This window comes from Paractinoplanes ferrugineus (assembly GCF_016862195.1).
GTDB lineage: Bacteria > Actinomycetota > Actinomycetes > Mycobacteriales > Micromonosporaceae > Actinoplanes > Actinoplanes ferrugineus.
Window position 1 is genome coordinate 1 of record NZ_BOMM01000075.1, and the last position, 19,213, is coordinate 19,213.

18 protein-coding genes and 1 tRNA gene are annotated in these 19,213 nt (G+C 71.6%); 12 read left to right on the forward strand and 7 right to left on the reverse strand.

Annotation, left to right across the window (positions count from 1 at the left end; genetic code table 11):
• Window positions 1–238: 238 nt before the first annotated feature.
• The gene (locus Afe05nite_RS38635; RefSeq protein ID WP_203822295.1) at window positions 239–1,264 is read right to left on the reverse strand and encodes a M48 family metallopeptidase; all 1,026 of its coding nucleotides are present in this window, start codon (window positions 1,262–1,264) and stop codon (window positions 239–241) included.
• A 193-nt stretch (window positions 1,265–1,457) separates the two neighbouring features.
• Here Afe05nite_RS38635 and Afe05nite_RS38640 point away from each other — a divergent pair, with 193 nt between their 5' ends.
• Window positions 1,458–2,960 carry a lysyl oxidase family protein gene (locus Afe05nite_RS38640; protein WP_203822296.1) on the forward strand — a complete coding sequence of 501 codons (1,503 nt, stop codon included), beginning with the start codon at window positions 1,458–1,460 and terminating at the stop codon, window positions 2,958–2,960.
• A gap of 26 nt (window positions 2,961–2,986) precedes the next feature.
• Here Afe05nite_RS38640 and Afe05nite_RS38645 read toward each other — a convergent pair whose 3' ends face one another.
• Entirely contained in the window at window positions 2,987–3,544 is a 558-nt protein-coding gene (locus Afe05nite_RS38645) for an endonuclease V (protein WP_203822297.1), read from the reverse strand.
• Window positions 3,545–3,762: 218 nt separating this feature from the next.
• On the opposite strand from Afe05nite_RS38645, the gene Afe05nite_RS38650 reads away from it, so the two are divergent.
• Window positions 3,763–5,076: a cytochrome P450 gene (locus tag Afe05nite_RS38650; protein ID WP_239118526.1), complete on the forward strand. Its 1,314-nt coding sequence runs from the start codon at window positions 3,763–3,765 to the stop codon at window positions 5,074–5,076.
• Window positions 5,077–5,106: 30 nt separating this feature from the next.
• On the opposite strand, the gene Afe05nite_RS38655 is transcribed toward Afe05nite_RS38650, so the two are convergent.
• Entirely contained in the window at window positions 5,107–6,168 is a 1,062-nt protein-coding gene (locus Afe05nite_RS38655; protein WP_203822298.1) for a glycoside hydrolase family 26 protein, read from the reverse strand.
• Between the two features lie 257 nt (window positions 6,169–6,425).
• Here Afe05nite_RS38655 and Afe05nite_RS38660 point away from each other — a divergent pair, with 257 nt between their 5' ends.
• Entirely contained in the window at window positions 6,426–7,205 is a 780-nt protein-coding gene (locus Afe05nite_RS38660; RefSeq protein ID WP_203822299.1) for an SDR family oxidoreductase, read from the forward strand.
• Here Afe05nite_RS38660 and Afe05nite_RS38665 read toward each other — a convergent pair whose 3' ends face one another.
• From Afe05nite_RS38665 to Afe05nite_RS38675, 3 genes are all read right to left on the reverse strand, one after another.
• The gene (locus Afe05nite_RS38665; protein ID WP_203822300.1) at window positions 7,206–7,526 is read right to left on the reverse strand and encodes an STAS domain-containing protein; all 321 of its coding nucleotides are present in this window, start codon (window positions 7,524–7,526) and stop codon (window positions 7,206–7,208) included.
• A 3-nt stretch (window positions 7,527–7,529) separates the two neighbouring features.
• A complete protein-coding gene (locus tag Afe05nite_RS38670; protein WP_203822354.1) occupies window positions 7,530–7,703 on the reverse strand; it encodes a hypothetical protein in 174 nt (57 codons plus the stop codon).
• Between the two features lie 134 nt (window positions 7,704–7,837).
• Window positions 7,838–8,020: a hypothetical protein gene (locus Afe05nite_RS38675; RefSeq protein WP_203822301.1), complete on the reverse strand. Its 183-nt coding sequence runs from the start codon at window positions 8,018–8,020 to the stop codon at window positions 7,838–7,840.
• A gap of 63 nt (window positions 8,021–8,083) precedes the next feature.
• Between Afe05nite_RS38675 and Afe05nite_RS38680 the strand changes: the two genes are divergently transcribed.
• The 7 genes from Afe05nite_RS38680 (at window position 8,084) to Afe05nite_RS38710 (ending at window position 15,598) form a co-directional block, all read left to right on the forward strand.
• Window positions 8,084–8,156, forward strand: a tRNA-Gly gene (locus tag Afe05nite_RS38680).
• Between the two features lie 23 nt (window positions 8,157–8,179).
• Window positions 8,180–9,703 (forward strand): acetyl-CoA acetyltransferase, encoded by a 1,524-nt coding sequence (locus tag Afe05nite_RS38685; protein ID WP_203822302.1) that lies wholly within the window; start codon window positions 8,180–8,182, stop codon window positions 9,701–9,703.
• Window positions 9,704–9,812: 109 nt separating this feature from the next.
• Window positions 9,813–10,274, forward strand: coding sequence for a hypothetical protein (locus tag Afe05nite_RS38690; RefSeq protein ID WP_203822303.1), 462 nt, complete (start codon window positions 9,813–9,815; stop codon window positions 10,272–10,274).
• Complete coding sequence (locus tag Afe05nite_RS38695; RefSeq protein WP_203822304.1) at window positions 10,271–13,036, forward strand: M48 family metalloprotease; 2,766 nt, start codon at window positions 10,271–10,273, stop codon at window positions 13,034–13,036. The genes Afe05nite_RS38690 and Afe05nite_RS38695 overlap by 4 nt, the downstream gene beginning before the upstream one ends.
• A gap of 60 nt (window positions 13,037–13,096) precedes the next feature.
• Window positions 13,097–13,564 (forward strand): RrF2 family transcriptional regulator, encoded by a 468-nt coding sequence (locus Afe05nite_RS38700; protein ID WP_203822344.1) that lies wholly within the window; start codon window positions 13,097–13,099, stop codon window positions 13,562–13,564.
• 32 nt (window positions 13,565–13,596) lie between these two features.
• Window positions 13,597–14,727 (forward strand): acyltransferase family protein, encoded by a 1,131-nt coding sequence (locus Afe05nite_RS38705; RefSeq protein ID WP_203822305.1) that lies wholly within the window; start codon window positions 13,597–13,599, stop codon window positions 14,725–14,727.
• A gap of 31 nt (window positions 14,728–14,758) precedes the next feature.
• Window positions 14,759–15,598 carry an NAD-dependent epimerase/dehydratase family protein gene (locus Afe05nite_RS38710; protein ID WP_203822306.1) on the forward strand — a complete coding sequence of 280 codons (840 nt, stop codon included), beginning with the start codon at window positions 14,759–14,761 and terminating at the stop codon, window positions 15,596–15,598.
• Window positions 15,599–15,602: 4 nt separating this feature from the next.
• Here the strand turns inward: Afe05nite_RS38710 and Afe05nite_RS38715 are convergent, their stop codons facing one another.
• On the reverse strand, window positions 15,603–16,349 hold the full coding sequence (locus Afe05nite_RS38715) for a cellulose binding domain-containing protein (protein ID WP_203822307.1): 747 nt from the start codon (window positions 16,347–16,349) through the stop codon (window positions 15,603–15,605).
• Window positions 16,350–16,517: 168 nt separating this feature from the next.
• On the opposite strand from Afe05nite_RS38715, the gene Afe05nite_RS44770 reads away from it, so the two are divergent.
• The gene (locus Afe05nite_RS44770) at window positions 16,518–17,984 is read left to right on the forward strand and encodes a cellulose binding domain-containing protein (protein ID WP_203822308.1); all 1,467 of its coding nucleotides are present in this window, start codon (window positions 16,518–16,520) and stop codon (window positions 17,982–17,984) included.
• On the forward strand, window positions 17,981–19,213 hold the full coding sequence (locus Afe05nite_RS44325) for a cellulose binding domain-containing protein (protein ID WP_239118527.1): 1,233 nt from the start codon (window positions 17,981–17,983) through the stop codon (window positions 19,211–19,213). The genes Afe05nite_RS44770 and Afe05nite_RS44325 overlap by 4 nt, the downstream gene beginning before the upstream one ends.

Here is a 19,213-nt window from a genome sequence, read left to right on the forward strand (position 1 = left end):
TAGGCTCGCCGCGGGGTTTCCGCCCTTTCGCCGCCACCTGGCCGGGGAACGCGCGCCCGGCGCGGGGCTGCGGGGTTGCCCGCCCCACCCGCTCCGGCCCGGCCACCCGGTCGCGTCGGGCGAGGTGCGGGCAATGTCATCTCCGTGAAGTCGAAGCAAGGGTCTCCGACACGGCGGAGACCCTTGCTTCACGCAGCGAGGGGCAGCGGAAGGCCGAGAGGGGACTGAGGGAAGGCGGTCAGCTCTGGCGGCCGGTGGCCCAGTCGCGGGCTGAGCCGGCCAGGTTGGCGGCGCCGCCGCCGACTCGGCGGACCAGTTTGAGCAGGGGGTCGGGGGAGTCGCGGAAGGTGTCGCGGTAGTGCGCGGCGGCGGCCTTCACGTCCTCGGTGACCGAGGCGCCGCGGTCGTCGTCGCGGCCGGAGTAGTCGCCGCCGACGATCCGGGCGTAGTCGCCGGAGTCCAGCCAGCGCCGCAGTTCGGCGGCGCGGGCGACCGGGAAGGGCTCGCTGTTGAACGCGGTCATGCCCAGTTTGTGGATGCTGTCGCGCAGGTCGCCGCCACCCTCGTACTCGGCTGCCTGTTCCAGGAAGGCGGCCGTGTCGATCTGCGACAGGTCGCCGCCACCGGCCGTCTTCATGAACAACCGGATCGAGGCGGCCTGGTCCTGGGCGGCGAGCAGGCCGGCCCGGTCGGCGGAGAGCTCGGCTTTGCGCCACCACTCGTACATCGCCACGATGATCGCCCGGATGGCCAGCGCGCCCACCGGGAGCCAGCTGATGTTGGTGACCCACCGGGTCAGCATCAGCATGACCGTCTGGTAGACGGCGTGGCCGCTGCGCACGTGGCCGAGTTCCCGGCCGAGCAGGGTGCGCAGTTCGTCGTCGTCGAGCTTCTCGACGGCGGCGGTGCTGATCACGATGAACGGCTTGTCCATGCCGATCGCCTTGGAGCTGATCATGGGGGCCTGCTCGACGAACAGTTCGGGCAGGTCGGCCACGTCGAGCACCCGGGCGGCCTCGGTGAGGCGGAGGTAGACCCGGGGGTACTGGCGGTGGTCGACCCGGATCGCCCCGGCGAGGTACGACAGGCGGAACCCCCGCTCGTTCCACATCCCGAAGAACGCCTTGATCAGGTCGTCGAAGCCCCGCAGCTCGCGCAGCGCGGTGAGCGCGCCGCGGTCGGCGGGATGCTCCCAGGCCCGGGAGCTGATGCCGGTCAGGGTGACCCGCTGCCGCTCCGGCCGGTTCTCGTCGTCAACTGTCATGGCAGGAAGCGTGCCCGACCGGGTCCGGCCCGGCCATCCGTCCTGAGCTGGATTCGGAGGGCTCCGCTACGACTTTCGGCCGAAGACCGTGACCATCCCGGATTCGTGCCAACCGGCCGGCTCTTCACAGGAATCACACAGGTGTCCCTTTTGGATGGTCCCCCGACAGCTTTATCCAGAGGAAAGGTCATCGATGAGGAAACTGCTGACCCGAGGTGCCGCCGCCGGCGTGCTGGTGCTCACCGCCGCCGGAGTGGGCATCGCGCAGGCCGCCTCCGATCCGCCGCCGATGCAGTTCGTCGCGGCCACCGGCCAGGTCACCGCCGAGCGGTACACCTACGGCGACGAGACGTGGCTCAGCTTCGACCTCGGCCTGCACGTGATCGCGGGCAAGGACCCGTTCGAGATCTGGGCCAAGCGCACCGGTTACGACAAGCCGATCACCGCCGAGCGGCTGGTCGGCAAGAAGAAGGTGGCCCTGCCGGCCGGGCTGGTCACCGACTTCGCCGGCCTCAAGGACTTCACCAGCTTCAAGATCAAGGACGCCGCGGGTACGGTCGTGAAGTCGTACTCGACGTCGTTCTGCGGCAACACGTGGGGTTCCGCGCGCACCCGGCCCGACGCGCCGGCCACCTCGCCCTACCCCAACCAGTGCGGCGACTACAACCCGTTCACGCTGGGCGCGGTGTGGGGGGTGCAGGCCGGCTGGGACGCGGGTGTCGTCGACCGGCCAGTGCGCGAGGACAACTTCGACCTGCCCAACGGTACGTACACGGTGACCGCGACGGTCAACCCGACGTACCAGAAGCTGTTCGGCATCCCGGCGAACCAGTCGACCGTCGACGTCAAGGTGACGGTCGTCGACGGGGAGACCGGTGAGCGGGGGCTACGCGCCGCCAAGGCCGCCGACGCCCCCGAGGCGGACAACCCCAACGCCGGCAAGCAGGTCTCGGAGTACCGGTCCGACCTGCGGGCCCCGGCCAAGAAGCCGGCCACGCTCAAGGCCAAGCCCGCGAGCGGGCCCAAGCCGGATCTGCGTTCGCTTCCGGCCTGGGGGATCGAGCTCTCCCAGGAGGACGGCAGGACGTACGTCAATTTCGGCGCGACGGTGTGGAACGGGGGTACGTCACCGCTCGTCGTCGACGGGTTCCGGCGTACCGGCACCGAGCTGATGGACGCCTACCAGTACTTCTTCGACACCAAGGGCAACCAGGTCGGCTCGGTGCAGGCGGGCACGATGGAGTGGGACGCCCGGGAGGGCCACAAGCACTGGCACTTCACCGACTTCGCCCAGTACAACCTGCTCGGCGCCGACCAGAAGCAGGTGGAGCGCAGCGGCAAGGAGGCGTTCTGTCTCGCCAACACCGACGCGGTCGACTACACCATCGCGAACGCGAAGTGGCGGCCGGACAACACCGACCTGTCCACCTCGTGCGGGGCCAACACCACGATCGCCGTCCGTGAGGTGCTCGACATCGGCAACGGCGACACCTACTCGCAGTTCCGGCCGGGCCAGTCGTTCGACGTGACCGGTCTGCCCAACGGCACCTACTACATCCAGGTGCTCGCCAACCCGGCGAACAAGCTCGCCGAGCTCAGCACCACCAACAACTCGGCGCTGCGCCAGATCGTCCTGGGCGGCACCCCCGACAACCGCACGCTGACCGTCCCGCCGGTCTTCGGCATCACCGGCTGACCCGACACACAGGCCGCGGGCCGTCCTCAGGACGGTCCGCGGCGCAGTTCCTGCCGGGAGACGATGTCGGCCTGCCGGGTCGGCTCCGGGATGCGGTACCGCGGACTGAGCCGGACGGTCAGGTCGGTGGCGTCGCCGAGGCTGACCCGGTGCCCGACGGACACGTAGACCGGCTTGACCCCGGTCCGCGTCCGCACCGCCCGGCCCAGGATCGCGTCCCCCTCGGCAAGCACCGACCACTGTCCGCGGCGGGCGCCCGGTTCGTCGTGACCGGCCACGAAGTCGGTCTTCGCCACGCCGAACGACGGCCGGTCGAGCAGCAGACCCAGGTGGCAGGCCAGGCCGAAACGGCGCGGGTGGGCGATGCCGTAGCCGTCGCACATCACCATCTCCGGCGGCGCCGGCAGGCCGGCGAGGGCTTCCAGCAACAGGGGCAACTCGCGGAAGGCCAGCAGACCCGGCACGTACGGGAATCGGACCGGGCCGGTGGCGAGCGACACATCGCGTACCCGAAGGTCCTGGACGCCGATCGTCACCGCCGCCGCGACCGCGTGGTCGCTCCCGATCGCGTAGGAAATGTCCACACGTCACCGTCGCCGGGAGTGCGGCGTTCTCCGTCGGCAGGATCAGGTGCCGGCGCAGCTCCCGCTGGATGCGCTCGCCGTCGGCGGGGTCTGCCGGCATCGCGAAGTTCACAGCAATTCCTCACGGGGGTACGGCGACAATGGGCGGACAGTCGTTCACCGATCAGTGACCAGTTTCATCGTCGGCGTGCGGTGAAAACCGGGGCGACCGTGTGATCATGCTCCGGATACGCGAGGGGTGGAGGAACGCGGTGGGCATGACGGCGATGGTGTCGGCGGTGCGATCACAGGTGATGGGCCTGGTCGCCCGGCGGTTCACCGGCGGTAACGGACCCTACGCGGGTCTGTCCATGCTGCCTGACAAGATCCTCTGGCCGCTGCACCGCGAGGGGCTCGACCCGATCCCGCGGATGGAGCAGTGGCGTTCCGACAAACCGGTGGCCCGGCTGCCGCTGCCGTTCGGCATGCGGGCTTGGCTGGTCACCGGCTACGAACCGGTGCGGGCCGTGCTCGGCAGCGTCGATTCCTACAGCAACGACTTCGGCAAGTTCGCCGGCCGGATCGGGATGAGCGTCAGCCAGGACCCGGGCGGTCTCGGGTTCGCCGACCCGCCGGACCACACCCGGCTGCGCAAGATGCTCACCCCGGAGTTCACCATGCGCCGCCTCGCGCGGCTGCAGCCGCGTATCGAGGCGATCGTGGCGGGCCGGCTGGACGCGCTGGCCGCCACCGACGGTACGGCCGACCTGTGGCACGATTTCGCGCTGCCGATCCCGGCGTTGACGATCTGTGAACTGCTCGGCGTCCCGTACGCGGACCGGGAGTACTTCCAGGAGCTCAGCACCACCCGGTTCGACCTCGGGGCGGGCGGTGACGTGGCCCTCGACGCGATCGGCACGTCCCTCGACTACATCGGCGGGCTGATCGAACAGCAGCGGCGCGAACCGGGTGACGGCCTGCTCGGCGCGCTGATCAAGGCGCACGGCGACAGCATCGAGGACCGCGAGCTGGCCGGGGTCGCCGACGGGGTGCTCACCGGCGGGCTCGAGACGAGCGCCAGCATGATCGCGCTCGGCGCGCTGGTGCTGATGACCAACCCGATCATGGCCGACAAGATGCGCGCCGGCGAGGACGTCGACGCGATGGTCGAGGAGCTGCTGCGCTACCTGTCGGTGGTGCAGGTGGCGTTCCCGCGGGTGGCGGTCAAGGACGTGCGGATCGGGGACTGCGACATCCGCGCGGGCGACGTGGTGATGTGCTCGCTCAGCGGCGCCGACCGGGACGTGATGTTCGGTCCCGACCCGCACCGCATCGACGCGTCCCGGCCGGCGAACCGCTCGCACATGGCGTTCGGGTTCGGCATCCACCGGTGCATCGGGGCGGAACTCGCGCGGATGGAGCTGCGGACGGCGTACCCCGCTCTGGTTCGTCGTTTCCCGGCGATGTCGCCCGCGGTGCCGCCGGCCGAGCTGCGGTTCCGCCGGGCCTCGATCGTCTTCGGGGTCGACTCCCTGCCGGTGAACCTGAAGTAGGCCGCCCGCTTTCGCGGACGGCCTACCGGGTCAGCGGATCTGGACGTTGAACAGCGGGTTCGCCGCCAGCTTCCGGAAGGTCGCGAGGTTGCGGGCCGAACTGTCGATGCTGATGTCGCGGTCGCCGAACTGGTCCTTCTTGGTGTCGAAGTAGACGATCGCCTTGATCGCGGGGCGCTTCGCCAGCTCCGGGAGAACGCTGTTGAACTGCGCGGACTTGTCGAAGACGCGTCCGATGCGGTGGTAGGCGCCCCACTCGGCGACCATGATCGGCTTGCTCTTGTGGTTCTTCACGGCCCAGTCGTAGAAGCCGGTGCCACCGGGCGCGCGACGGTCGAGCAGGTCACCGAACAGGCCGTGGTGGTAGTAGTTCGGCTCGGCGCTGACGTACGAGTCCAGGCCGACCCAGTCGGTGACGTCGTCGCCCGGGTAGAGGTCCTTCCACCAGGACTGCGCCATCCACTTCTCGTTGCCCATGTAGGCGACGACCGAGACCATGTTGTCCAGGCCCTGCGCCCGCAGACGCTGGATGACGTGCCGGAACGAGTTGCGGAAGTCCTTCGCGGTCATCCCCGAGCCGGCGGCCGTACGCACGTCGTCCTCCGGCTCGTGGTTGAGCACGAGGAAGAACTTCTTGTCGGCGTAGGTGCTCTTGACCCGGGCGGCGAACGCGTCGATCCGCTTGTCCAGCTTGCCGGCGGCGACGTTGCGCCAGGTCGAGCCGTACTCGACGCGCCAGTTCAGCAGCAGCACCCGCGGGTGGGCGGCGTCGCGGGTCATCGCGATCTCGCTGTCCGTCGGGAACTTCTCGTCACCCTTGTGGTAGGTGTGGAAGATGGTGGAGGTGCGGCCGCTGAGCTTCTCCCAGTTCTTCAGCTCCAGGTCGCGCGGCTTGCCGGTGAACCCGCCCGCGGCGGCGCCCCACATGACGTTGCAGCTCGGCACCAGCTTGGCGTCGGTCACGCAGTTGGTCTTGGCGGTCACGGTCGCCTGCGGCGCGGCGGCGGCCTGAGCGGCCCCGGCGGCTCCGGCGAACACGACACCCAGACCGGCGATCACAGCGGCGAGCGAGTACACGGACTTGCGCAACATTCAATCTCCCCCGGTTGTCCGGCGCATGTCCGCCGGGCATGAGAAGAGATTGCCGGTCGTCCGGTGCACGACAAGTGCCCGAGCGGGTGCCGGAAAGTTGCGCTGTTTCCGGCCCTGACTCGGTCGATCGCAGTGATCGGCGAGCTCCGGACCGGGTTGAGAGTTCCCCGCCGGTGGGGTCCGCCGACTCTTGACTCGGATAGCAGTTATCCGAGTAAGGTGATCGCGGACAGAAGATATCCGAGTTGGGAGTAAGCATGCGGATCGTCGTCATCGGTGGAAGTGGTCTGCTCGGCACGAAGCTGGTGCGGCTGCTCACCGCGGCCGGCCACGAGGTGGTTCCGGCGTCCCGCCGCAGCGGGGTCGACACGGTCACCGGCCAGGGCGTCGAGGCTGCCCTGGCCGGCGCCGACGTGCTCGTCGACGTCAGCAACGCGCCCGCCTGGGGCGACGACGAGGTGCTCGCCTTCTTCCGCACCTCGACCGCCACCCTGCTCGCGGCCGGCCGTGCCGCCGGTGTCCGGCACTTCGTCGCCCTGTCGATCGTCGGCATCGACGAGCTGCCCGACAGCGGCTACCTGCGCGCCAAGGTGGTCCAGGAGGGCCTGATCCGCGAGTCCGGGCTGCCGCACACGATCGTGCGGGCCACCCAGTTCTACGAGTTCCTCGAGATGATCGCGGACGCCGGGACGGTGGACGGGGTCGTGCACGCCTCGCCGACCGCGCTGCTCCAGCCGGTGGCCGCCGACGACGTCGCCGGTGTGCTGGCCGAGATCGCGGTGACCGAGCCGCAGGACCGCACCATCGATCTGGCCGGACCCGAGGCGCTGCCGGTCTCGCAATTCCTGCGCCGCGCCGTCGACGGTCGCGAGGTCGTCGACGACCCGCGGGCCGGCTACTTCAGCACGGCACTCACCGAGAGGTCGCTGGTGCCGGACGACCGGGCCCGCCGGGGCGGCACCACCTTCGCCGAATGGCGCGCGGGCAACGAGGGGCGCGCGGGCAACGAGGGGCGCGCGGGCAACGAGGGGCGCTGACTAGAGGCCGAAGACGTCGCCGAGACCGGTCACCGCGATCGCCTTGCGGACCGGCGGCGACGGCTCGGCCAGGGTCAGCGTCACCCCGTGGGCGGCGGCGCTGTTACGGGCGCTGACCAGTGCGCCCAGCCCATAGGAGTCGATGAAGTCGAGCTCGCTCACGTCGACGCGCAGATAGGTGCACCCGGGGGTGGCGGACGCCGCAGCGAGGTTGTCACGCACCTCGTCGGCGCGGTCCAGGTCGAGCTCGCCGGTCAGGGTCGCGACCACCAGGCCGTCGGGATCTACCGGTTCGTACCGGATGGCGGGGTCGTTCGGCATCTGTCAGAGCCTACCCGCCGCCAAAGCGCGGTGCACGGAACGGACCGCGCCCCCCGCCGCCGCGACCCGCTTCATCGACTCGGAGCGCACGTCACCGGCGGCGAAGACGCCCGGCACACCGGTCTCGAACGGCAGCGGAGCCCGGCCGGTGCCGCTCCAGCCGTCGCCCAGCCGCACTTCCCCGACGTGCTCAGGGTGATCTCGCCGAGCCGAGCCGAGCCGCGCCGCCCAGCGCGGTCACCTCGGTCGACGTCGGCACCGTGCGGCCCGGACCCGCGCGGACAGGATGCGGGTCTGACCGGTCAGCAGGTTCATCTCGCCGACGAACCGGTCGGTGCGGCGGTCAGGCGCACCTCCTCGGCGGTGACCGCCGACGAGGTGCGGGCCACCTCGACCGTCACCGAGCCGACCAGGATCAGATCGCCGTTCTCGGCACCGGCGTCGAACAGGATCTCGCCCGCCGAGCTCGGGAAACGCGGCGGGAAAGTCGACACCCCGCAATGGTGGCAGAGCCCTGCGGCCCGGCTCGATCGGCATCCGGTATGGTTCCTCTCAACGCGGACGTAGCGCAGCTGGTAGCGCATCACCTTGCCAAGGTGAGGGTCGCGGGTTCGAATCCCGTCGTCCGCTCTCCCATCTCCTCCGGAGTCGTCGTGCTCGACCCTCGAACGCCTGTCGTGGTCGGCGTCGGGCAGGCCGCCGATCCGTTGACCTCGCCGGATCACCAGCGACTTTCCGCGGTCCAGCTGGCCGCCGCGGCGGCCCACGCGGCGCTGGCCGACACCGGCGCCGAGGCCGTCGGGATCGCCGAGGCGATCGACGTGGTCGCCGGCGTCCGGCAGTTCGAGATCTCGGTCCCGGGCGCACCGGTCCCGCTCGGTCGTTCCGACAACTTCCCCCGCTCCGTCGCGAACCGGATCGGGGCCGCGCCGCGGCGTCTGGTCCTCGAGGTCACCGGCGGTCAATCACCCCAGCACCTGGTGAACGAGTTCGCCGCGGCGATCGCCGCGGGTGCGGCCGGCGCCGTGCTGCTGGCCGGCGGCGAGGCGATCTCCACCGCCGAACGGTACGCGTCCGCCGCCGACCGGCCCGACTTCACCGAGAACGTGGGCGGTGACCTCGAGGACCGCGGTTACGGTCTGGACGGCATGGTGACCGCGTCGCTGATGGCGCACGGCCTGGCCGAGATGCCGGCCCAGTACGCGCTGCTGGAGAACGCCCGCCGCGCCCGCCTCGGCCTGTCCCGCACCGCCTACGCCGCGGTGATGGCCGACCTGTTCGCCCCGTTCACCGAGGTCGCCGCCGGCAACCCGCTCGCCGCCGCACCGCTCGTGCGGACCGCCGCCGAACTGGCCACGGTCAGCGCGGCGAACCGCCCGATCGCCGATCCGTACACCCGTTACCTGGTCGCCCGCGACAAGGTCAACCAGGGCGCCGCCGTCCTGCTGATGCCGGTGTCCGAAGCCGCCCGCCTGGGCATCCCGCGGTCCCGCTGGATCTACCTGGCCGGCCACGCCGACCTGCGTGAACGCGACCTGATGGCGCGGCCCGACCTGGGCGCGTCGCCGGCCGCCGCGGCCGCCGCCCGGCACGCCCTGGCGCTGGCCGGCCTCGGCGTCGACGAGCTGTCCACGATCGACCTCTACAGCTGCTTCCCGATCGCCGTCCTAGCCGTGGCCGACGCCCTCGGCCTGGCCGCCGACGACCCGCGCGGCCTGACCGTGACCGGTGGCCTGCCGTTCTTCGGCGGGCCCGGGAACAACTACTCGATGCACGCGATCGCCTCGACGGTGGCGGGACTGCGGGCCACCGGCGGCCATGGTTTCGTCGGTGCCAACGGCGGGGCGATGACCAAGTACTCGGCCGGCGTCTACACCACCACCCCGACCGGGTGGACCCCCGACGACAGCCCCCGTCTGCAGTCCGACCTGGACGCCGCCCCGGCGGTCACCGAGGCCGAGGAGGCCGAGGGCGCCGCCACCATCGAGACCTACACAGTCCGGCACGGCCGGGACGGCCGCCGCCGGGGGATCGTGGTGGGTCGCCTGACGCGGGACGGGCGTCGCTTCGTCGCCCGCGGGCCGGCGGACTTCCTGGCCGACCCGGCCACCGAGCCGATCGGCACCCGGGTGCGAGTCCACCCGACGGGCCTGGCCAACGAGGTGACCCTCGACTAGGGACGGTTCCGCCGTCCGGCGCCCATGTCACCGATTCGGCTGACGCGCCGGTCCCGAGCGACCGGGCATTGTTGAGCGCGTACCGAAACTCCTACCGGAGGGGCCGGGCGTGACCAAGGACGATGTCGTGGTGGTCGAGGTGGCCAGGGTCCTGCTCGACGCGGCCGGACAGGACGATCTCGCGGCTCAGGTCAGGGCCGAGCGGCGGGCTTTCGACGCCCTGGCCGAGGCCTATTTCCACGATCCCGAACGGTCGCTGGCCGGCACCGACAGCGGCGGCGGCTATCTGCGGTTCGGCATTCCCGGGATCGAGGAGCTGCTCACCCCGATCTTCCTCGCCGCGGCCGCCGAGGTGGTCGGTTACCTGACCCGGCGCGGGGTCGACGTCACCCGCCGGATCGTGCGCGGCACGTTGCCCGCGCCGGCCGAGACCCCGGAGCTGACCCGGGAGCAGTGGACGCACGTCCGCGAGGTGCTGGTCACCGCGCTGATGAAGCACGCGAAGATGTCGCGGCGGCGGGCCGAGACGATCGCCGCGGCAGTGGTGGGTGACGGGCTCACCGGGGAGTGAACCGGCGGGCCCACACCGACATCCGTTTCGGCATCCTCGTCGCGGCGGTGCTGGCCACCGGGTTCTTCGCGTTCTCGGTGGTCGGCGCGGCCTCGCCGGGGGTCAGCCGGATCAGCGCCGAACAGGTGCGACCGTGCATGGCCGGCATCGACGAGCGGACCTCCGGGTTCACCGACCCGGGACTCGCGCTGCGGGCCAAGCTCGCGCTGGCCAACGAGTGTCAGCGACCCTTCACCCGGGCGCAGGTGCGGTGGGTGGCGGCGGGCCTGCTCGCGACGTCGGTGCTGACCGTCGTCCTCTATCTGCTGCATCCCTGGTGGCTCGTCCGGAGCCGGCGGATGCGACCCCTCACCGACCCCGACGTGGTGGCGGAACTCGACCGGCTCGCGACCGAGGCCGGCCTCGAGCCGGCACCGGAATGGCTGCTGGGACCGTACTCCGCGGCCGGCGGCGGGCAGGCCTTCGGCCTGCCGTGGTGCTATCGCGTGTGCCTCGACGTCGGGCTGCTCGTCCGGTACGAGCTGGACCTCGACGGCTTCCGCTCGGTAGTGCGGCACGAACTGGCCCACCTGACCAATCGTGACGTCGGGCGGACGTATCTGACCGTGGCCCTCTGGTGGTCCTTCGTCGTCCTCGCGGTGTCACCGTTCGTGGCGGTCACACTCAACCCCGGGGTGCTGCGCGATCAGCTCGGCTGGACGGCCGATGCCGAAGGGCGGTCGAGCCCGCAGGTCGCGTACCGGATGATCGCCCTGCTGGTCCTGACCTTGACCGGCTTCCTGCTGCGGAACGCGATCCTGCGGGCCCGCGAGGTGTGCGCCGACGCGACCGCCGCCGGCGTGCCCGGGGCCGGCCCGGCGCTGACCCGGGTGCTGCGGCAGCTGCCGTGGCCGCCTCGAATCCGGCGCCGGGTCGTGCCGGAGCGGCTGGCCCGCCTGGGCCCGCACCCGCCGCCGGCCGAGCGGATCGCCGCCGTCGGCGAGCCGGCGACGCCGGTCGCGACCACCTGGTGGGAGCTGACCGGCCTGGGCTTCATGGTCGGGCTGGCGCTCAACGACGTGGGCCTGCTCGTCGGCAATCTGCTGGAGGGCTACCTCGCGGTCGGCCTGCTGCTGCTCGCCCTGCCGGTCGCGGTGCTGCTCGTCGGCATCCTGGCGAACGCGCTGAGCCGGCCCGGCCGGCCGGCCCACGCGGTACTGACGCTGCCGGCCGGCCCGGCCGTGGGGTTCGCGGCCGGTGAGCTGCTGAACCTGATGGTCACCTACAACGACGTGCTGACCCCGCTCGACCACGGGCCGGTCGCGTTCGTGCTGAGCGTCGTCGTGCTGGTGCTGCTCACCACCGTGATCGCGGTCTGGCTGCGCTCGGTCCGGCGCCACCGGCCCGAGGGAACCCGGGGCCGGCTCGTGACGGCGGCCGCGATGGTGATCGCCGCGCCGCTGATCGCGGTCTGGTTCGCCGTCACCTACGGCAGCAACTCCTTCGGCCAGTTCGACCTGACCGTGCTGCCGGAGACCGGGCTGGCCGTCGACTGGTACCGCGAGTTGTCCCGCTGGCTGAACGCCCTGACCTTTTACCTGCCGGCGGCGCGGCTCGGCGCGACCCCGTTCCTGGCAATCGGCCTGGCCCTGCTGTGGGCTGTTCCGCTCGCGGTGTGCGGCCGGCGCCGGATCGACGTGCGCCGGGCGGTGTGGATCGGTGCGCTGCTGGGCGCGTTCGCCCTGGTCGCGGCGGTCGCCTTGCCGTTCCTGGCGGGTTGGGTCCTGCCCGCCGAGGTGCGCCGCACCCCCACCGACGGCGCACCCCTCGCCGTCACCTTCACCACGGAGTACGGGCTGGCGTACTGCGCGTCGGCGGCGCTGCTGGCCGCCCTCGCCGCCGGGCTGGTCGCCGCGACCAGTTCCGCCCTGCGCCCGGTGCTGGTGCCGCTGGCGTTCAGCGTCACGGCCGTCCTGGCCACGATCGGCTTCAGCCTGACCAGGACGATGTCCCGCTGCCTGGAGGTCGACGACGCCCTGGTGCGCTCGTGCGTCCCGGAGGTGCCGGGCGCGGGTTCGGCGACCGTCTTCCACCTGCACCTGATCCTCGTGTGGGGAGCGGCGGTGGCGGTGCCGTCCGCGTTCGCCGGGGCCGGCCTCGGCGTGCTGGTCCGCCGCCGCCGGCCCCGGGCCGCCGGTCCGCTCGTCCATCGTTCGTCCCACTGGCGAGCGGCGTCCGGGCTCGGACTGGTCGCCGCCCTGTTCCCGTCGGCGGCGGCTCTGGCGGTGCCGTACGACCTCCGCTCCTGGAAGCCGGCTCCGCGGCCGGAGATCCCGCCGCCCGCCGCGGCCGCCGCGGTGGACGAGTGCCTGCTGGGTTCCTGGCGGGAGGCCGCGGTCCGCTCACGCACCACCGTGGACGGTCAGGCGGCCGAACTGACCGGTGGCGGCGCGATCCAGACGTTCCGGCCCGACGGCACCGCGACCCTGGACTTCGGGTCGGGGGTGACCCGCTCGACGACGGCCGGCGGCCACCGGTACGACATGACGATGACCGGCCGGCTGATCATGTCGTACCGGGTGGACGGCTCGGTGATCGGCTACAGCGCCTCGCGGGTCGACCTGGCCGGCACCACCACGTTGCGGATCGACGGCGTGGTCCGCAACCGGACCGGACTGGAGAGCGGCGTGCTCGACGACCGCTACGTCTGCGCCGGCAACCACCTGCACGAGTCGTCCGCCGTCGCGGGCCACGACTACGACATCGACCTGGTCCGCCGGTAGGGTCGGCGCCGGTCAACTCGGACAGGACGGGTCCGTGGCACGTAGGGTTGGCGGGTGAAGATGTCCGGCGGGGTCGAGTGGGGGCTGCACTGCTGCGTCGTGCTCAGCGGATCGGGCGAGCCGGTGCCGGCCGCGAAGCTCGCCGAGTTCCACGACGTCTCGCCCAGCTACCTGGCCAAGCAGTTGCAGCTGCTGTCCCGCGCCGGTCTGGTGCGCTCGACGCAGGGGCAGTCCGGCGGCTACGGGCTGACCCGCCCGCCGGCCGAGATCACCGTGCTCGACGTGGTCGAGGCGATCGACGGCAGCCGGCCCGCGTTCCGGTGCACCGAGGTGCGCCGGCGCGGACCGCTCGCGGCACCGCCGGAGAAATGCCTGACGCCGTGCTCCATCGCCCGGGTGATGGATGCCGCCGACCGGGCCTGGCGGGAGTCGCTGCGCGCGGTGACGATCGCCGACCTGGCCGGCGAGGTCGGCCGCACGAGCGGGCCGGAGACGCTCGCCCGTGCCCGTGCCTGGCTGCAGACCTGAACCTTTGACCGCCGCGCTGCGTGATCTGTGAGGTGAGCGGTAAACGGGTGGCCGGTCTCGACGGTCTGCGTGGCCTCTGTGCCCTTTATGTGATGTTGTTCCACTGCTGGGCGTACACGTATCGCGGTTTTCCCCGCTACCGTGGCCCGGAGTGGCTCAGCTGGCTCGGGTTCGGCCGGCTCTCGGTGGTGTTGTTCCTGGTCCTGTCGGGATTCTCGCTGGCGATGGCGGCCGCCCGCAACGACTGGCGGCTCGGCGGGCTGAGCCGGTACGCGCGGCGGCGGGCCTGGCGGATCCTCCCGGCGTACTGGGCCGCGCTGGCGTTCAGCCTGGTGATCGCGTGGACCGTGGTGCGCCAGCCGCACTCGGCCGAGCCGGACGCCGCGTCGGTCGTGATCTACGCCCTGCTGCTGCAGGACCTGATCGGCGGGCCGACCCCGAACGGCGCGTTCTGGTCGATCGGCGTCGAGGCCCTGCTGTACGCGGTGCTGCCGCTGCTGCTGGTGCTGTGCCGGCGGATCGGCGCGGCGGCGATGCTCGCCGTGGTCACGCTGCCGGTGGTGCTGGTCGGCTTCGTGGTCTACGACGGGTCACCCCCGTCCGGCGACAACTGGCTGGCCCCGCACCTGCTGCCGGTGTTCGCGGCCGGCGTGGTGGCGGCGGGTGTGGTCGCGGCCGGCGACCGGTTCCGCCGGCTGCCGTGGGCGCTGCTGTCGTTGCTGGCCGCGGTGCCGGTCGGGGTGCTGATCCTGCACCAGGGCTCGCGCTGGATGGTCCACCACTACTACTGGGTCGACATGGCGATCGCCCCGGCCATGACGTTCTTCCTGCTGGCGATCGTGAGCGGCCGGCCCGCCGGGCTGATCCGGCTGCTCGACTCGGGACCGCTGCGCCGGCTCGGCTCGTTCTCCTACAGCCTCTACCTGATCCACCTGCCGATCGTGGTCGCGATCAGCCTGACCCTGGTCGCGCCGCGGCTGGGGCACGGGGACAAGGCGTTCGCCGTCACCACCCTGCTCGGCGGCGGGATCTCGCTGGTCGCGGCGTGGGGATTCGCCCGCGTGTTCGAGTGGCCGTTCCAGCGTCGCCGGTCCGCCGCGGCGGTCGCCGCCGCCACGGAGCCGCCGGTGCTGGTCGGCGCGGGGCGGCCGGGATCGGCATAGGCTGCCTCTGAGATCAACTCTGGGAGGCACCATGCGGATCGCGGTCACCGGCGGCAGCGGCAAACTCGGCCGGGCCGTCGTCGCCGGGCTCAGGGAGCGCGGCGACGAGGTCGTCAACCTGGACGCGGCGGCGGAACGCCCGGGCATCCGGATCGACCTGACCGATTACGGCCAGACGGTCGAGGCGTTCACCGGGATCGACGACCGCTACGACCGGATCGACGCCGTGGTGCACCTGGCGGCGATCCCGGCGCCCGGCATCACCGGCAACGCCGCCACCTTCGAGAACAACATCGTGGCCACCTACAACGTGTTCGCCGCCGCGCGCGCGGCCGGCATCACCAACGTGGTGTGGGCGTCCAGCGAGACGCTGCTGGGCATCCCGTTCGACACCCCGCCGCCGTACATCCCGCTGGACGAGGCATACCCGGCCCGCCCCGAGTCGCGCTACGCACTGGCCAAACACCTCGAGGAGACGATGGCGGCGCAGTTCTGCCGCTGGAACCCGGCCCTGAAGATGATCGGGCTGCGCTTCTCCAACGTGATGGACCCCGCCGACTACGCCGAGTTCCCCTCCTTCGACGCCGACCCGCGGGCCCGCAAGTGGAACCTCTGGGGTTACATCGACGGCCGGGACGGCGCCCAGGCGGTCCGCCGGGCGCTCGACCACGACGGCACCGGCGTGGAGATCTTCATCATCGCCAACGCCGACACCGTCATGAGCCGCTCCTCGGCGAGCCTGGCCGCCGAGGTCTACCCCGGCGTCGAGGTCACCCGCGAGCTGGGCGAGCACGAGACACTGCTGTCGATCGACAAGGCGCGGCGGATCCTCGGGTACGAACCCGAGCACTCCTGGCGCCACCACGTGTGACCGGTCAGCGGGTGCAGGCCGGGGTCAGCTGCGTGGATGAGGTGCCGGCCGCGACGAGCATGCCGAAGGTGGTCGAGCCGCCGGCCGCCAGGGTGCCGTTGTAGGGGGCGTTGGCGACGCCGCCGTCGCGGACCACACCGTTCCACACCGACACGAGGCGCTCGCCGCCGGTCCACCCCCAGGAGACGTACCAGGAGTTGAGCACCTCGGTGCCGACGTTGCGCACCGTCACCGTGGCGACGAAGCCGCCGGCCCACGCGCTGTCGATCGTCACGGTCGCCGCGCAGGCCGCCGGCGAGGTGGTCCGGGCGGTCCCGACCACGTACGGGTCATGGTGGCCGTCGGCGCTGAACCGGTACCAGTACGCGGTACCGGGCGTGAGCCCGGCGATCGTCACCGTGCCGTTGCGCTCCGGCCCGGACACCGCCTCGGCCACCGGGTTCTGCCACTGCCGGGCGTCGTCCGAGCTGGTGAACAGCGTGACGGTGACCGGCGGGTTGTAGCCGCAGGGCGGGGTGAGAAGCATCGAGTAGCCGATCGTCAGGCTCCGATCGGTCGCCGCGACGACCCAGCCGCTCACCGGTAACGCCGGTGGACAGGTCAGGGTCGGCCCGGGATAGGGCGTGGTCGCTACGGCCGGGCCGCCCGCTGCCGCCGGGCCGCCCGGTGCGGCGGCCGCCGCGGGGCCGCTGATCGCGCCCGCCAGCAGGGCCGTCATCGCCAAGATCGTCGTGGTCAGTCGGTATCTCATCGCTACCCCCGGTCAGACGGAACATTGCCCTCAGTTATATCGAAGGTGGCCGATGATGGAAGGTCCGCGCCGTCCCGCCTCGCGCATCGCGTTCATTGACACGAATCAATTTATGAACGACGATGCGAACCTGGGAGCGCTCCCGGTCCCGGCGAGAGGAGTGGTGGCATGCGACGTCGTCTGCTCGGCGCTGCGACGGTGGCTTCGACGGTGCTGCTGGCGGGCTCGCTGCTCGCCCCGTCCGCCCAGGCCGCGGCCGGGGACGGCCGGCCGACCGACCCCAACATCAGCTTCGTCGGCCGCTGGAACCGGACGAACGCCTCCGCCTACGTGCCCTACTGGGCCGGCGCCTACCTGCGCACCGGGTTCACCGGCCGGACCGTCAAGCTCAAGCAGCGCAACGCGATCGACCTGTGGGCCAGCATCGACGGCAGGGCGTTCACCGCGTACAGCGGCTCCGGCACGATCAACCTGACACCGACCGCGCTGGCCGCCGGCAACCACACGCTTGTGGTGAGCTACCGGCAGGTGGCCGGCTCCTACACCGGCGACGCCGTCTTCCAGGGCCTCACCCTCGACTCGGGGGCCACCACGGTCAAGCCGCCGGCCCGGCCCAGGCTCGTCGAGTTCGTCGGCGACTCGATCACCGCCGGCGCCACCAGCAGCCAGCTGGCCGTCACCGACTACGGCTTCAAGACCGGTGAGCAGCTCGGTTACGACCACACCCAGATCGCGATCGGTGGCATGTGCCTCGCCGAGACCGCGGACGGGTGCTGGGCGCAGGAGACGCGCTACTGGATGTCGAGCGGCGGTCAGGCCGGCACCGACCTGTGGGACTTCACCCGCTATCAGGCCGACGGCGTGGTGATCAACCTCGGCACCAACGACAAGAGCCACGGCGTGAGCGGCGCCGATTTCCAGGCGAAGTACGTCACGTTCCTGACCCGGATCAGGGCCAAGTTCCCGACCACCAAGATCTTCGCCTTGCGTACGTTCATCGGCCGGTACGCCGCCGAGACGCAGGCAGCGGTGCAGGCCCGCAACAACGCCGGCGACCCGAACGTGTTCTATGTGGACACCACCGGCTGGCTGCCGGCCGACGGCCTGAGCGACTCGGTGCACCCTAACGACAAGGGTCACCAGGCGATCACCGCCAAACTGGCCCCGATCCTGAGCGCCAAACTGGCCACACCACCGACCTCGCCCCCCACCTCGCCGCCGACGTCCGCCCCCACCTCGCCGCCGACGTCCGCGCCGACCTCGCCGCCGACCACCGGGCCGACGACACCGCCGACTTCCGGGCCGACGACCGCTCCGGCCGGGGCCTGCACGGTCAGTTATCGCAAGACCGGTGACTGGGGGAGCGGCGCCCAGTTCGACGTCACGGTCACCTCCGCCGCCGCGGTCGACGGCTGGACCCTCACCTGGACGCTCCCCGCCGGCCAGTCGATCACCCAGTCCTGGAACGCCACCACCAGCCAGTCCGGCACCGCGGCGCGAGCCGCCAACGTCGCCTGGAACGCCTCGATCCCGGCCGGCGGCAGTGCGAGCTTCGGCTTCACCACCGACAGCAACGCCGGCGGGGCGGCCGGCTTCGCCCTCAACAACTCCTCCTGCACCGGAGCGTCCCGATGAAATCACGCCTCGCCCTGCTGGCGACCACGGCGGCGGTCGTCGCCGCCGGTGGCTTCGGCATCGCCACCGCCGACGCGGCCACCACCGGATGCGGCGTCACCTACAAGGTCACCAGCGAGTGGGCCGGCGGGTTCGGCGCCGACGTCACCGTCACCAACCTCGGCGACCCGGTTACCGGCTGGACGCTGACCTGGGCCCTCGCCGCCGGCCAGGGCATCACCCAGGCCTGGAACGCCGGCGTCACCGTCGCCGGGACGACGGTGACCGCCACCAACGCCGCTTACAACGGCGCGGTCGGTTCCGGCGCGTCGGTGAGTTTCGGCTTCAACGGTACGTGGACCGGCAGCAACCCGGCGCCGTCGACCTTCACCTTCAACGGCACCACCTGCACCGGCACCGCCGGCAACCCGACCACCGGCCCGCAGTCGCCGTCGCCGACCCCGTGCACCGGCCCCAGCACCCCGGCCGCCACCACCCCGGCCCCGACCACTCCCGCCCCGACGGCCCCCGCGACGGCGCCGATCAAGGTGTGGATGGCCGGCGACTCCACGATGATGAACGCGAGCACCTGCCCGATCGGCTGGGGCAGCCAGTTCGCGCCGTACTTCACCGGCGATGTCACCGTGCGCAACAGCGCCGTCGGCGGCCGCAGCATCCAGACCTGGCTGTACGAGGGCAACGTGACCTCCACCAAGAATTCGGCCGGCGAGTGCGCGCTCAGCTCCACGGCGTACAGCTCGCGGTGGACCGCGATGCTGGACGCGAGCACCGGCTTCAAGTCCGGCGACTACCTGGTCATCCAGTTCGGCATCAACGACGGTGACTCGGCCTGCCCACGGCACGTCGGCTCGGCCCGCTTCAAGGAGCTGCTGGGCGTGATGGCGTCGGCGGCCAAGGCGCGCGGCGTGAAGCCGATCTTCGTCACGCCGGTAGCGGCCATCACGTGCAGCGGCAGCACCGCCGTCGGCAACCGTGGCTTCGTCACCGAGACGAAGGACGCGGCCGCGGCCAACGGCGTACCGGTGATCGATCTGCATGCCCGCAGCGTGGCGTTGTACAACTCGCTCAAGCTGTGCCCGAACAACGGTGACTACACCGCCGGCCCGGTCGGCGCGTTCTTCTGCAACGACCACACCCACTTCGAAGCGGCCGGCGCCAAGCAGATCGCCGCCCTGATCGCCACCGCCCTGCGCCAGCAGAACATCCCGCTGGCCGCCTACCTGAGATAG